This is a genomic window from Bartonella sp. LB28NMGDW, assembly GCF_042194435.1.
Taxonomy (GTDB): domain Bacteria; phylum Pseudomonadota; class Alphaproteobacteria; order Rhizobiales; family Rhizobiaceae; genus Bartonella; species Bartonella grahamii.
Genome location: NZ_JBHIMX010000003.1, coordinates 21,246 through 36,321, shown reverse-complemented (window position 1 = coordinate 36,321; position 15,076 = coordinate 21,246). Strand labels below are relative to the sequence as shown.

Here is a 15,076-nt window from a genome sequence, read left to right as displayed (position 1 = left end):
ATAAAACTGAACCAAAAAACTTGTTTTATTATGCTTGACCATGGATTAAGCTCATCGTCAACATTTTCGTGAAATATTTCCCTAAGTATTTTATAAAACTTTTAAAAAAACGACCAACTCTTGAACAAAAAAGGTAAAGCACAAAAATATGAATACACAAACGCCCCTCAATGCCCCTTCCATTGAAGCATGGCAAAACCTTCAAAAAGACATTGCTGAAACATGTCAAGAGCTACAACGCCCCGTAGAAGAAATTGAACTTATCGCTGTTTCAAAAACTGTTTCTGCCGCTGATATACGTCCCCTTTTACAAGCAGGCCAATCTTTGTTTGCAGAAAACCGCGTACAAGAAGCGGCACAAAAATGGCTCGGGTTACGTCAACAATTTGAAAATATTAAGCTTCATCTCATCGGTCCCCTACAATCAAATAAAACAGCAGAGGCGGTCAAACTTTTTGATGTTATTCAAACGGTTGACCGTGAAAAAATAGCAAAAAGCTTATCTGAAGAAATGGAAAAACAAAAAAGGCATCTTCCTTGCTATGTTCAGGTTAACATTGGCTTAGAACCGCAAAAAAGTGGTATCGCACCACAAGAAGCGACATCTTTTGTCAACCAATGCAAAAACAACTATGGACTTGATATCATCGGTCTTATGGGCATCCCCCCTGTCGATGAAAACCCCGGACCCTATTTCGCGCTCTTAGCAAAATTAGCAAAACAAGCAGGTCTTCCAAAGCTTTCCATGGGTATGTCCAGTGACTTCAAAACCGCTCTACAGTTTGGCTCTAACGTCCTTCGCATTGGCTCCGCTTTATTTGGAAAACGCCCTGTGTAAAGCAATTTCCTCTCATATAAATTCATTCCCCCTTCATATAAATTCCCATTGAAAATTCTACGAACAAGCCAAAAACAACAGAAATGAGAAAAAATATTTCCTTCAATATCAATAAGAGCAATTCTAGCAAAAAAGATTCCAGTCCCTCTTTCATCCTGTTAGCAAAATAAGCAAAAAAGCTGATCTTCTCAAATTTCTCACCAGCACATCCACAACACGTACAATAGATTTAAGATAGCATTGCAATTTGGCTCTCATATTCTCGCATATTGGCTCTACTTCACCTCCCCTCTGACCGCCTCTCCAGCAAAAGCAACGTAAAAAATAAATCCTTATATAAAGGCAAAATGATAAGAGAAGCGTTGCGCATTCATGAAAAAACTATCGCGAAATAAATAATTACAAAAGAATATTTAATACGATTATCGCAATGATTTCCATTAAAAACCACGAATTCTCTTAACTTCTCCAACACGCGTAAACAATTTCCCCACATGCCAATGGCGTAAAGCAGGCAAAAAGAGGCTTATGGCTGCATAATACAGTAACAAAACTCTTTCATGTAAGCCACTTGAGAAAAATAAACATCTCAATTGCCCAATAGAGCACCAAGAGCTGCGCTAAACAACATGAATAGCAATCTATAAGGTCCAACAATAGCATAAAGACTTTCTATGCTCTACAAAGCGTAAAATACGGTCAATATTCGCCTGAAAAATAAAAGAACGAATCCCGTTCATATGCACATAATACATGCAGGCAAAACAATGGCAATGAAACCGATTTCAATAACGATATTTCTTTATCGTTCTCATAAACAAAGAGAAAAACACCAATTTTTTCAGATGCACATTTTTCTAATTTTAAACTTTAATTAATAAAAAATATGGTGTCATTTCTTGTGTTTAAAAATATTATAAATAATATTATTATATTATAAAGAATAATATTTCATATACATAATATAGTTATTATTTATACAGTATTTTATTGCCATTTTTAAAGTTTATATTTTACATTTTTCTAAAAATACGCGATAGCCATTTCAAATGTATCATTATGATACTACTTTTAATGTGGATAATTAAGGAGAATTAATATGTTTGGTTCATTCAACACATTCGGTCATATGGTGACAAAGCCTTCTTTTGGTCATTCGCACAATTCAAGACCTTTTCATGGAATATCAAAACATACTCATGGAAATGCATGTAGCTTTAATGGTTTTGCTAATAACATGATTTCACACGCCTCTACACTAGGAGTTCAGGGAGGGCTAACAGGAGCAGCAGGGGGAGCTCTGTTTGGAGGACTAGGAGGTGCTCTTACAGGTGGAACTGTAGGTTTGGGAGGGGGACTCATTGGAGGCGCTATTTATGGCTTTGGACAGTCAGCTTGGAATTATTGGTTCTAATTTATAAGAATTGTTGGTTCTAATTTATAAAAAGTAGCTACAAAGATATCTCTGAAGATAAATAATTCTGTAAATATATTCGAAAGAATATACCAAAATTAAATATCTACATCTGTGGACAAAATAGTTTTCGGAGATATCTATTGTGGATCACATCTTATAATCAGGATTTTGTTATAATGAATATTCTTTATGAAATCATAAGACTGTTTTGCATTCTCATTGTATTCATCCCTATATATGCTATTGGTTTTAAAAAAATTGGTGGTTACAGTTGGAAAGTATCTATAAAATCAACATTATATACAGTAATTCTGTTCATTATTTCTGATATTTTGTGTAGATACTTCGGTTTATATTAATATTTATTGGATGAGTCCCAAGTACACTGAATAAAGTAGCTATGGTGCTATTAATGAGAAATTATCATTTATAATCACAGATTTTACTCATAAAATTATTGAATCGCTTATAGCAACGTTTTTTTCTGGTTTTATATATATTTTTTATTATAAGTTTATTTATTACAATTGGGAAGATTCTCTAAAAAAGTCATTATTAATAAACTGTACATTCTTTCTTATGAGTCTTTTATTTAACGATATTGGTTTATATCAACTTATAAAAAATATTTTATAATAGACATTTTTAAAATGTCTTTATGCGTTTATAAAAAGCTCTATACCGCAATAGGTTTTGCCACATTTGAGTATCCTAAAAGCATAGAATACCCTCTTTAATATCATCACATCAGATTTTAAAAATTGACTATTCCAATCTTTGTCATTTAGTCTAACCTCACAATGAAAAGCTTTAGGGACGACTCTGCCACAAATATAAAAATACAATGGCTGATTTTTCTAAAAAATAAAAAGAGGGAAACATGACTGAAAAAATCTATCCAGTATCAGAAGAGATCAAAAAAAATACTTTGCTCGACGAGGAAACTTATCAACAATGGTATCGAGAAAGCATCGATGATCCAGAAAGCTTCTGGGCCAAACATGGTCAACGCATTGAATGGTTTAAACCTTTTACAAAAGTAAAAAACACTTCTTTTAACGGAGATGTCTCCATTCAATGGTACGAAGATGGGATAACAAATGTTGCCTATAATTGCATTGATCGCCACCTGAAAACCCATGGAGACAAAATCGCGCTTATTTGGGAAGGAGATAATCCTTATCATGATAAAAAAATAACCTATAACGAGCTTTATGAACATGTTTGTCGTTTTGCCAATCTTTTGAAAAGTCGTGGCATTAAGAAAGGCGATAAAGTAACCATTTATCTTCCCATGATACCCGAAGCAGCCTATGCTATGCTCGCGTGTGCCCGCATTGGTGCTGTTCATTCGGTTATCTTTGCTGGCTTTTCTGCTGAGGCAATAGCAGGACGCCTTGTTGACTGCGAATCAACCTTCATCATTACCGCTGATCACGGCTTGCGTGGCGGCAAACGGATCAACTTAAAAGACAATGTTGATCATGCTATTGAGATAGCAGCACGCCAAAACGTACATGTAGACCAAGTCATGGTTATACGGCGGACTTGTGGACCCATTCAATGGATAGAGGGGCGTGATTTTTGGTACCATGAAGAGATAACTCATGCCAAAACAGATTGCCCAGCAGAACCAATGAACGCTGAAGATCCACTTTTTATTCTTTATACTTCAGGCTCCACCGGCAAACCCAAAGGCGTTTTGCATACCACAGCGGGCTATCTTGTTTATGCCGCGATGACACATCAATACGTTTTTGATTACCATCCCGATGAAGTTTACTGGTGCACGGCTGATATTGGTTGGATAACCGGTCATTCTTACTTGGTTTATGGACCTTTATGCAATAGTGCGACTACTTTAATGTTTGAAGGCACACCAACCTTTCCTGACAAAGGAAGATTTTGGGAAATTGTTGACAAACACCAAGTTAATACACTCTATACCGCACCAACAGCTATCCGCGCCTTGATGGGAGCAGGAAATTCGTTTGTTGAACACTCAAACAGGACATCGTTGCGTCTTTTAGGCACGGTAGGAGAACCGATTAACCCAGAAGCATGGGAATGGTTTTATCATACAGTTGGAAATGACCGTTGTCCGATTCTCGATACATGGTGGCAAACGGAAACAGGAGGGCATATGATCACGCCCTTGCCTGGTGCAACCCCCCTCAAAGCAGGATCGGCCACACGTCCTTTTTTTGGTGTTCAACCCCAAATTGTTGATGCCCAAGGCAATATTTTAGAAGGTGAAGCAGAAGGCAATCTTTGTATCAGTGATTCATGGCCAGGACAAATGCGCACGCTTTATAAAGATCATGAGCGCTTTATTCAAACTTATTTTTCCTCCTATAAAGGAAGATATTTTACAGGCGATGGTTGTAGGCGCGATAGTGACGGCTATTACTGGATTACAGGGCGGGTTGATGACATACTCAATGTCTCGGGGCACAGGTTAGGAACTGCTGAAATTGAATCAGCCCTTGTTTCTCATCCCGCTGTATCAGAAGCTGCCATTGTGGGTTACCCGCATCCCATTAAAGGACAAGGAATTTATAGTTTTATCACCTTAATGGAAGGGACAGCTCCAAGTGAAGAGTTGCAAAAAGAGCTTATTAAACATGTAAGACAAGAAATAGGCTCCATTGCCATATTGGATAAAATTCAATTTGCCCCACAGCTTCCCAAAACGCGATCAGGAAAAATTATGAGACGTATTTTACGAAAAATTGCCGAAAACGATTTTGATACTCTCGGAGATATCTCAACTCTTGCCGAACCACAAGTTGTTGAAGATCTGATTGCTAACCGACAAAACTAAAGAACCCACGAAGAAATATAACATACGGTGGTTTTTGTTTTTTGCTAAAATTATCTCAGCATTGTTACGAAAACCACCGATGAGAATAAAAAACAAAACAATTCATGGGAAGCTCAACAACTCTAACAACAAACGCCTTTCTTCATAACAAATCAGAAACAATTGAAGAAAAAACTTCAAGATTGGAAGATACCAAGATTGGAATATGAATACAGATAAGAATAAGAAAGTAAGATAAAAAGAGCAACATAGCTTTTTAAAATCGCCCAGTACCCACTCAATGCAAAAAAGCCTCTGAGAAAGAAGGAAAAATAGTTCTGATGTTTATGCTAGAATCACTTTGAAATTCCTGCTAAAATCATAAATAAAGCTAAAAAGAGAAAGTATACGTGATAATATTCTTGAGCAAAAATATTTATCTATAACGAGGGTGTATAAAAAATATTGAAAACCATGAAATCTAAAATAAACAAGCTTAAAACAAAAATCTAAAGTAATGAAAGTAAGAGTTCTTAGAATAAATGATGCAATATAAAATCAGGAGTAATAATAAAAAGTGATTCATTTTGAAAATGTCGGTCTACGCTATGGAATGGGACCTGAGGTCCTTCGTGATATTAGCTTTCATATTCCTCCTGGATCATTTCAATTTCTCACTGGCGCCTCTGGAGCAGGGAAAACGTCGTTGATGCGTCTTATGTTTTTGGCACTCAAACCCACCCGCGGTCATATTGATTTATTTGGAACAGACACAGCATTACTCAAACGGCAAGAGCTCCCTGCGCTGCGACAACGTATCGGTGTAGTTTTTCAAGATTTTCGTTTACTCGACCACATGACCACTTATGAAAATGTCTCCTTACCTTTACGCATTAAAGGACAAGAAGAAGCAACCTATCGCAGTGAAGTGGAAGATCTTCTCTGTTGGGTAGGTCTGGGAGATCATATTCATGTTTTACCACCAGTTCTTTCTGGCGGAGAAAAACAAAGGGTAGCCATTGCACGCGCGCTCATTGATCAACCTGAAATTCTACTTGCCGATGAACCAACCGGAAATGTCGATCCGCCCTTAGCAAAACGCCTACTCCGTTTGTTTATTGAATTAAATCGTTTTGGAACAGCTGTGATCATTGCTACCCATGATATTGCCTTAATGGAACAAGTTGCAGCACGACGTATGCTTCTCCATAACGGACGGATGACGATTCATGAATAAGTCTTTCCCCATTTTTACAAGCAATAAAAAAAATACAACAGCGATTATTCCCAGTGGTAATATTTCTGGAAAAGCATTGGTTGCCGTTATTGCTATTATGACATTTCTTTCAAGCCTCACCTTAATCGGTGTTGATTTAGTCCAACGTGCCGCCCAAAATTGGAGTAATCAGATTAGCTATGAAGCAACAATACAAATACGCCCCATTGACAATGTTGATATCAACAAAGCTCTCCGTGATGCCGTACAATTGGTCAAAACATTTTCTGGTGTACAAGATGCAAAAATTGTTGACCAAAAAGCTACAGAAAAATTACTGGAGCCATGGCTTGGAACAGGTTTCAATATCAATGAACTGCCCCTTCCCCGCCTTATCATTGTGACTCTGAAGAGAGATGAAAAAATCAATTTTGCAGCCATTAATCACGCCATTAAAACCCAAATTCCAGGAGGTCAATTTGATGATCACCGTGTTTGGGTCCATCGTTTTGCGACCATGGCATACACCACTGTTTTCATTGGCTTTTCAATTTTAGCATTGGTTCTAGGCTCTCTTATTCTTACCATCATTTTTACCACCCGCAATGCATTGGCAGAAAATGCGCATATTATCAATGTCTTATATTTCCTTGGTACTGAAACTATTTTCATTGCCCGCCAATTTGACTGGCATTTTTTTAAAACTGCACTGCGTGGTGCTTTATATGGTGGTCTCACAAGCATATTTCTGTTTTTAGCCTTTTGTCTCTGGACGAATTATAACTTGGGAAGAGTGGAAGCTAGCCAAGTAACAGCTTTGTTTGGACATATTTCCATAAGTTCCGTTCCTTACGGAAAAATCATTTTTCTTATTATTTTCGTTTCTTTTCTTACCACCCTTACAAACCGCATGACTATTTTAGCGCAACTGAAAAAAATCGATCAATGTGAAAACGGTTTATTTTAATTTTATGACTCACCACTCCTACCATTCCAACTCATTGACGCAAAATGATTTAAAACGTCCTCTTCCAAAACGACCCCATTATCGTTGGTCTATGCGCTTTTTATTTTGCTATTTTCCACCGACAACACTTACTCTTGCAATCATTGTTTTTATTTTCTGGGGTGGTTTTATTGTTTTTTCTGAAAAAACTGAACGACTTTCTCCCCCAAAGCCTCTCCCCAAAGCTGATGCCATCATTGTGCTGACAGGCGGAGAAAACCGAATAGAGACAGGACTTAATCTCTTACAAAGGGGGCTTGGTTCACGACTCCTTATCAGTGGCGTAAACAGCACAACCAATCTGAAAGGTTTCATGCATAACAGGCATATTAGCCCACGACTTGTCTCCTGTTGTATTGACATTGGGCATCAAGCGATTAACACCAGAGGAAACGCCGAAGAAAGTGCTGCTTGGATCAAAAAACACCACTATAAGACCCTTTATATCGTCACCCATGATTACCATATGTGGCGCTCGATGCGAGAACTTAAGTATTTAATGCCTGATATCCATTTCATTGCTTATCCTGTTAAAAAGAGCGATGCTGAAAGCGCAATACAACAAATCAATCAAATCCGCATTCTCATATTCCAATATATTAAAACGCTCCAAGTCTATATCAGAACCGCATTCTAATCTTTATCCTTCTGACTTTTTTAAAAACCTTGCTACCCACGAACTGCTTCATACCGTTCTTTCCATATCCTTCCACACGAGGTTGCCTCTATAAAAGCTCGACAGAGCTACCCTCATATAACACAGAATACCCCAATACACGTATCACTGTATTGCACATTCACCCAAAGACATCTCTTACATCTCAAACATATCTCACAGCACGGAATCTGTACATGCCATCCCAATATATAAGCTCTTGTAAATAAAGCTCCCAGACAACTATAAGATCTCCAGACTTGTTATAAAGATCTATTGATACCACCGTCTTTACGCTTCATAAAAAATACAAACCGCCCCATCCTATATTTTACCGCCCCGCCCAATATTACGATAGCTCTTAAGCCACTTGGGATGATTAGTAAGAGGCATACTTTACGCCTTTCTTAAACACGCACACACCAAACTCATATGACATGAAAAGAAGTAATTTTAATAGGTTTAAAATAAGAAAATTTATGATAATTAGATTTCTCATTCAACAGAGAGAAGGTTAAACTATCATGATAAATCAATATATTAGTAACAATCTCTTCATTCAACAAAGCACCTTCATAAGAGCATTTTAGATCACAGATAGGAATAAGCTCAAAACGCACACCGCCACGAACATCCCACACTTTTTATAGCAATATCTTTTGGCATAAATCATTTCCCTCTAAAAACACTTTTTGTTTGGCAGCCTCCCCAAAAAAGAACAAAAATTTTTAAACTCTAGCGATCTGTAAACAATAACAATCCAGCTTCTTATCTAACGCGTTCTCCCTGCTCACTTCCAATCACCCCTGCTCAAAGGACAGATTTCATGAGAGTTGTGATTTCCTTCCAACATCTCAAAGGACGATGACTCCTATCAGCAAAGGTTTGTAAACAATTCTACGTCTCTGGGCAGGTTCCTCTCAGCTTCCCCATTTATATGGTTTACTCACATAAGACTCAACGAACAAGCTCTGCTTAAAGCTATTCATCACGGTCGCTAAAGCGCATGCGTCATCATTTTATCCGTCTACTACCTATGATGTTTTATCACATGCAACATATTGATTTATAAAGATAAGTATTCTTCATCTTAAATAAGGATTTTGAATAGCGTAAAACTCTCTCATTTTAAATCTATTCTCTGTTGAATCAATCAAAACCATTTTCTTGCACATCACAAGGAAAGAGAGCCTGCGTGGCGTAAAACTGTACAAGAAAGGCATGCCTCTTATGTACCGTCTCAAGTGCCAAGAGCTGTCGCAATACCCACGAGCTGGCAAAGTATATGATAGTGCCAGTTTGTTACGACACAGCGCTGTTTACCGCACAATGGATAACTTCACTTTTTCAGTTTCTCTCACTTCCAATTTTGGAAGACTGCGCACAATTTTCATTGTTTCCAAGCTTACTGTAATAACCCGCTGAAACAATTCCAATGGATAAGCTGGATTACCCACCGTTTCAACAGCATAGCGATTAGCATCATTAACAAGACCGCTCGCTTTGTCCGTTTTGACAATCTGCCGTTCCATAACCCATTCAAGAGCAGACCTGCCATTGACCACATAATCATAAGCTTCAAGAGGAATATTCTGCATCGTGATATGCGCATTATAAACCACTGTACTTTTATCAATAGCACCACGCTTACCAGCAAATTTCATCGCCTCAACACGATAGAAACTCTTCTCATCAGAAATCATCCAAGTTCTTGGATCACCCTGTTTATAGGTAATGGGATAGGGCTCAACCTCCTCATAATTCATATGCAAATCACCAAGCTTTCGCCCCGCTGTTACAAAAGCCCAAAAATCCTCTACCTTTTTAACTGTTGGGATACGTGGCAATTGTTTGAACAAATTATGTGCATAACGCGCACGATAATCTTCTGAATGCAAAATCCCATAAACATAATAAAACAAATCATCCTTTGTTATCATTTCACCAGGATATGCTGCATTAAAATAAGCCAACCCTTCATCCGTGAGAGCATCACGCCGCTCTAAACCAGTTTCTTTGCTTTCCTCTGCAAAATTTGCAAATAAATGAACCTGCTCTTCCTTTTTATTTTTCAAGGACGCAGAATCCTCATAAACATACCGTGGAAAACACTGACCTTTTTCCATTGCATCTAAGCTAGGCAAAACCCTGCTCATAAGGACAGAAAAACCACTGCTTGCTCCTATACCGGTAACTTGTATTACCCTATTCTCAACCGCTTGCTTCATAGGAAATATACGCGGCATTTGATAAACTCTCTCATTAAAGATGCGGTTATAATAAAGCCATTGCTGTGTAAAAGGACGATGAAGACCTTGAATTAAGCAATCACTTTCAAATTCAGAAAACTTTCCTCTTACCAGTTCTTCTTTAAGACTACTGCTCCAACTAATCTTTTTGGCATCCGTGTTAACAAAATCATTCACGGCATTCGCACGCGCCTTGCGATCAGCATGTGTGTAGGCATTATTAAAACGCTCTACTTCACCGTTATAAAAAGTAATCATATTGCTCATATTTTTCGCTAAAACTTCACGGCTTGAGTTGTATGCCCAAGCATCACGACCAGTTTGTATACCACGAGAAAAAATTTTGAATAGCTTTTTATCACTGCCCTTCTTATCACCTAAGGCTAGAAATTTTTCAAAATCATTGTTGCGCTGATCCAGCCAATCACCATGCTCATCTGGTGTAATCATCTGCCAACCGTGTTCACACTTGATACCACCAACACTACTCAACCGCTGAAGTTGAGATAATTTCTCTTTTGTCGTGAGATTATCACCAATATCGTAATAATGAATTTTGCACTGCTCCGTAACATTTGGATTTTTAACAAATAGTGTAACAGCAATTCCTGTCATGCTTCCACTGCCGAAAACATTTTGCCCTTCTTGAGCACGTCCTTTGCTCAACATATTTTTGCGAATATCACCACGCAAATTGAGAACATAAATGCTCGAGAATTCTTCACTCAATTCTTTTCGTAAGCCATTCGTAGAGTATCCATTGATAAAACCTGAATTTGTCACAAAACCAATAACACCACAGTCTTTTATGCGATCACTTGCCCACCGAATGGCACGAATATAACTGTCATAAAGTCCATTAACATTGCTTGCTTTGGATTGAGCGGCATAGGTTTCACGAATGCGACGATCCAATTTAGGATAGGCAATATTTTGTGCATTGTCGTTTTCACTTTTTTGTCCAGAAGAATAAGGGGGGTTGCCAACAATAACACGAATATCCAGTTCCTTCTGGTGTGCCCGACGTGTACTGTTATCCACCAGCAAATCACTGATCAGGTCTTTTTCTTGCTCATAAAGCTGGAATGTATCGGTCAAACAAATTCCCTCAAACGGAACATAACCTCCCCCCATCAGACCATGATAGGTTGTCTCAATATTAATGGCTGCAATATAATAGGCTAAAAGCACAATTTCATTGGCATGAATTTCATGACAAAATTTTTGTTTCATCTCCTCTGGTTTTATCAAACCCGATTGCAAAAGCCGCGTGATAAAAGTTCCCGTTCCTGTAAAGGGATCCATGATATGCACATCAGATGAGCCAAGCGTTTGCCCAAATTCTTGCTCTAAGACATCATTGACAGAGTGCAAAATAAAATCCACAATCTCAACGGGGGTATAAACAATGCCTAGTTTTTCTACAGTGCGTGGAAAAGCATAACGAAAAAACTTATCGTAAAGCTCTACAATCAACCTCTGTTTTGCTTTTGGATCCGTAATGCCACTGGCGCGTAATTTTACACTTGTGTAAAATTTCTCGAGATCTTTGGATTCCTTATCAAGATTCGCCTCATCAAGCACATCAAGCATACGCTGCATAGCACGCGAGACAGGATTCTCACGTGTGAACTGATACTCCTCAAACAACACCTGAAAGACAGGACGCGTGATAATATGTTGTGCCAACATCTCAATCGCATCAGCCTCTGTAATCGCATCATTTAAATCATCACGCAGTTCTGCCACAAACCTATCAAAGGCTTGACGCGCCTCAGTATCTGGCTCTGCCAGAATACCTGTTAAACGCGTAATATGATTCTTAGCAATTTCAGCAATGTTGCTCGCCCAATCTTCCCAATAATCACGTGTCCCACATTTCTTGACGATCTTTGCCAAAATCGCACGAGAAATTTCATCCACCGGGAAAGAAAACTCCTTGTTTAGCTGATCTGTACGAGTTAAATCATATTCCGGTGCTCCAATTCCCACTCGTGCAGGCTGTGAGCGTAGTGGAAGATTGTCTACAACAGCTGTAACAGCCTGTAACTCCGTGCTCTGTGTGACGCCAATAATCTCAATCACATTGCTGATATCTTGGCTCAGCGATGCCTTATTAATCGTCGCATCAAAACGATCATCATGCGCACGCAAAGCATTTAAAATTTGCCAAACAACCCGATATTTATCATTGTTGTTCAAAGCCTGTTCCACTGGAATCCCAGAGGGAATGCCAATTGGCAAAATGACATACCCCATCTTTTTGCCCTCAGACCGACGCATCACCCGCCCAACCGCTTGCACAACATCAATCTGGCTCTTACGTGGATTTAAAAACATGATCGCATCCAGAGCCGGAACATCCACCCCCTCAGACAAACACCGTGCATTGGTCAAAATACGACAAACATCTTCACCACTATCAGCTTTCAGCCAATCAAGTAATGCACCACGATCCTTCGCATTGAAAGTGCCATCAACATGCTCAATTTCACACTTCAGAAAGTGCTCATTTTCCGTATCCTCTTTCGTATAATCAAGATATTCTCTAACAACCGCAGAAAATTCATCACGCACCAGTTTAGAACTTTCAATAGTCTTGCAAAACGCCAAAGCACGACGCATGGGGTGTGGATCAGCACCAACATCAGCCTTCAGATCTTGTTTTGTCAGCGCCTTATAACAACCAATAATCTTCGTTGCATCATCAAGAACAAGCGAAGACTGGTCATCACTAAGACGCTTCTGAACAGCGGAACTGACCAATTTTTCATCCATTGCTAAGACAATAACCTTATAATCTGTTAAAAGATCATTTTGTACTGCCCAAGAAAAGCCCCGATAAAAAAGTGTTTTACCAAAAAGCTTTTCATCATCCATCGAAGCAAGAACGGCATTAACTTCATTCGCACGACTTTTTGCGTTATCACCAAAAATGCGTGGTGTCGCTGTCATATAAAGGCGCTTCTTGGCACGAATAACATCATTAGAATGCACCTTAACAAAATTGGATTCATCCTCTCCAACCAGCGTTGCCCCTGTTGTACGGTGCGCTTCATCACAAATGATAAGATCAAATATTGGCAAACCATACTTTTTCTGAGCATCAGCAACCACCTGAATGGATTGATAGGTTGCAAACACAACGCTCATCTTATCTGCAACACTCTTATCCGCCTGTTTTGCAAGTTTAGCAGCATCGGTTGTCGCCGGAAAAGCAAGATCAAACACATCAATTTCAGCAACATCATCACTATTTTTACGACGCTTTCCCACTTGTGTATCTGAACAGACAGCAAAGGATCTCAATCCGATTTCTGCATCCGTTGTCCATTCACGAACCGTCTGTGACATCAGTGCCAAGGAAGGAACAAGAAACAAAACAAACTTGCCTTCACCCGCCAAATCCTCAGCAATTTTAAGACTGGTAAATGTCTTACCAGTACCACAAGCCATAATAAGCTTACCCCGATCTGCTTCCATAAGTCCAGCACGCACATCACGCAACGCATCCTGCTGATGTGGACGGATTTTCTTTTTATCCTCCAGCACAACTTTGCCCTGGGCTGCAAAAGTTTCCCAACGGATCGGACTTTGTTGTATATCGGAAAGATTAATCCGTATAACGGGAATATCCTGCCCCCGTATCATTGTTTCAGCGTTATCACTCCAAGCACTTTCAGTACTATCTATAATAACACGCCGCTTAAATGGAGCTTTCCCTGATGCCGAAATAAAACTATCAATATCTGCTTTTCTAATCCGATATGCTGCATCATAAAATTTACATTGGATTGCCGCAAAACCCTCTCCATCACGAATCTTTGCCACAAGATCGATACCAGTATCATGACCATTCCAATCATTTTCACGAGCCCAATCTTTAAAGGTTTGAACCTTTTCATAACACCCAAACTGAAGAGGATCATGTGTCAGATAAGCAAGAGCAAAACGCTCAAAATACGTACCTTTGTCCCGTTCGGTACGCGCTTCGTCACGATATGTCTGTAAAAGCGATTGCAGCGTCATGCTTCCCCCCAATGAAAAATACTTTCAACTATCGAGTCTAGCCAAACTGGTTAATGCCTATTGTTTCACCCAAAAGACTTTAGATAACTCGATTTACTGAATGAACCGACTATTTAATAATGGAATATGTACTAAGCAAAACAAATGAATAAAGTTTTACTTATCAGCAAAAGAGTGGAATCTGCTTCCTACTCATCTCTGATAAATATCATGTAATCACTTACAAAAATGTAGAGATTTACTTTATTATTTGGGTGAGCTTCTTTTTGATATTTATCTATTGAAAGAGTATAAGTTCATACTCAGAAAGTGCTAAACGCAATTAAAGTATATCATAAAACCAATAATCAGCTATACCAATACACATAACAATAAATGCAGCAATTAACATTCCCAGCAACATGAGCCCATAAGTGCATTCATCTCATTCTCCCTACAAAACTGGATCTTCGTAAAAGCCTATATCTCCGCCGCATAAAGCCATAAAGAATCTTAAAACCAAACGTTACCAATACCAACGCCCCTCCCTTTGCCATACAATTTGTGACAAAAAACAGGGTAACGAATAAACAAAAGGAAAAGAAAAACTATAGAAGACCAACTCGCCTCGTATACCCGTTCGTTTTTTTGAGATATAAGCTGTTTTTCGTTTAAATTTTCTTCTTTTTTATCTTGTTTGTTAACAGATATACACTCCACTTCCCCTCTTAACTTTTAGGTTAAAATCCTAAAGTTATCGCGCCTTGTATTTTGTATAGTTATAAAAATACAAGGGAAATTTATTCATGATACGTTGGGCCGTAAAACGTCATCCTTTAACGTTATATAGAGCACGCTCCACTTAACGAATAAAGCGTTTTCTA

General features: G+C 38.6%; 7 protein-coding genes. 6 read left to right on the top strand and 1 reads right to left on the bottom strand.

All coding sequences use genetic code 11. The features are described from left to right. The first annotated feature begins 148 nt into the window (after nucleotides 1-148). From ACFIKG_RS02850 to ACFIKG_RS02825, 6 genes are all read left to right on the top strand, one after another. On the top strand, nucleotides 149-838 hold the full coding sequence (locus ACFIKG_RS02850) for a YggS family pyridoxal phosphate-dependent enzyme (RefSeq protein WP_375651715.1): 690 nt from the start codon (nucleotides 149-151) through the stop codon (nucleotides 836-838). 1,099 nt (nucleotides 839-1,937) lie between these two features. Continuing rightward, nucleotides 1,938-2,252 carry a hypothetical protein gene (locus tag ACFIKG_RS02845; RefSeq protein WP_375651714.1) on the top strand — a complete coding sequence of 105 codons (315 nt, stop codon included), beginning with the start codon at nucleotides 1,938-1,940 and terminating at the stop codon, nucleotides 2,250-2,252. An 883-nt stretch (nucleotides 2,253-3,135) separates the two neighbouring features. Then, complete coding sequence (acs, locus tag ACFIKG_RS02840; RefSeq protein WP_375651713.1) at nucleotides 3,136-5,079, top strand: acetate--CoA ligase; 1,944 nt, start codon at nucleotides 3,136-3,138, stop codon at nucleotides 5,077-5,079. A gap of 556 nt (nucleotides 5,080-5,635) precedes the next feature. Then, on the top strand, nucleotides 5,636-6,295 hold the full coding sequence (ftsE, locus tag ACFIKG_RS02835) for a cell division ATP-binding protein FtsE (RefSeq protein ID WP_273723097.1): 660 nt from the start codon (nucleotides 5,636-5,638) through the stop codon (nucleotides 6,293-6,295). Next, nucleotides 6,288-7,241: a cell division protein FtsX gene (locus ACFIKG_RS02830; RefSeq protein ID WP_375625217.1), complete on the top strand. Its 954-nt coding sequence runs from the start codon at nucleotides 6,288-6,290 to the stop codon at nucleotides 7,239-7,241. The genes ftsE and ACFIKG_RS02830 overlap by 8 nt, the downstream gene beginning before the upstream one ends. A 4-nt stretch (nucleotides 7,242-7,245) precedes the next feature. Next, the gene (locus ACFIKG_RS02825; protein ID WP_375651712.1) at nucleotides 7,246-7,917 is read left to right on the top strand and encodes a YdcF family protein; all 672 of its coding nucleotides are present in this window, start codon (nucleotides 7,246-7,248) and stop codon (nucleotides 7,915-7,917) included. A 1,337-nt stretch (nucleotides 7,918-9,254) separates the two neighbouring features. Here ACFIKG_RS02825 and ACFIKG_RS02820 read toward each other — a convergent pair. Beyond that, nucleotides 9,255-14,213 carry a DEAD/DEAH box helicase gene (locus ACFIKG_RS02820; RefSeq protein WP_375651711.1) on the bottom strand — a complete coding sequence of 1,653 codons (4,959 nt, stop codon included), beginning with the start codon at nucleotides 14,211-14,213 and terminating at the stop codon, nucleotides 9,255-9,257. Between the last annotated feature and the right edge of the window lie 863 nt (nucleotides 14,214-15,076).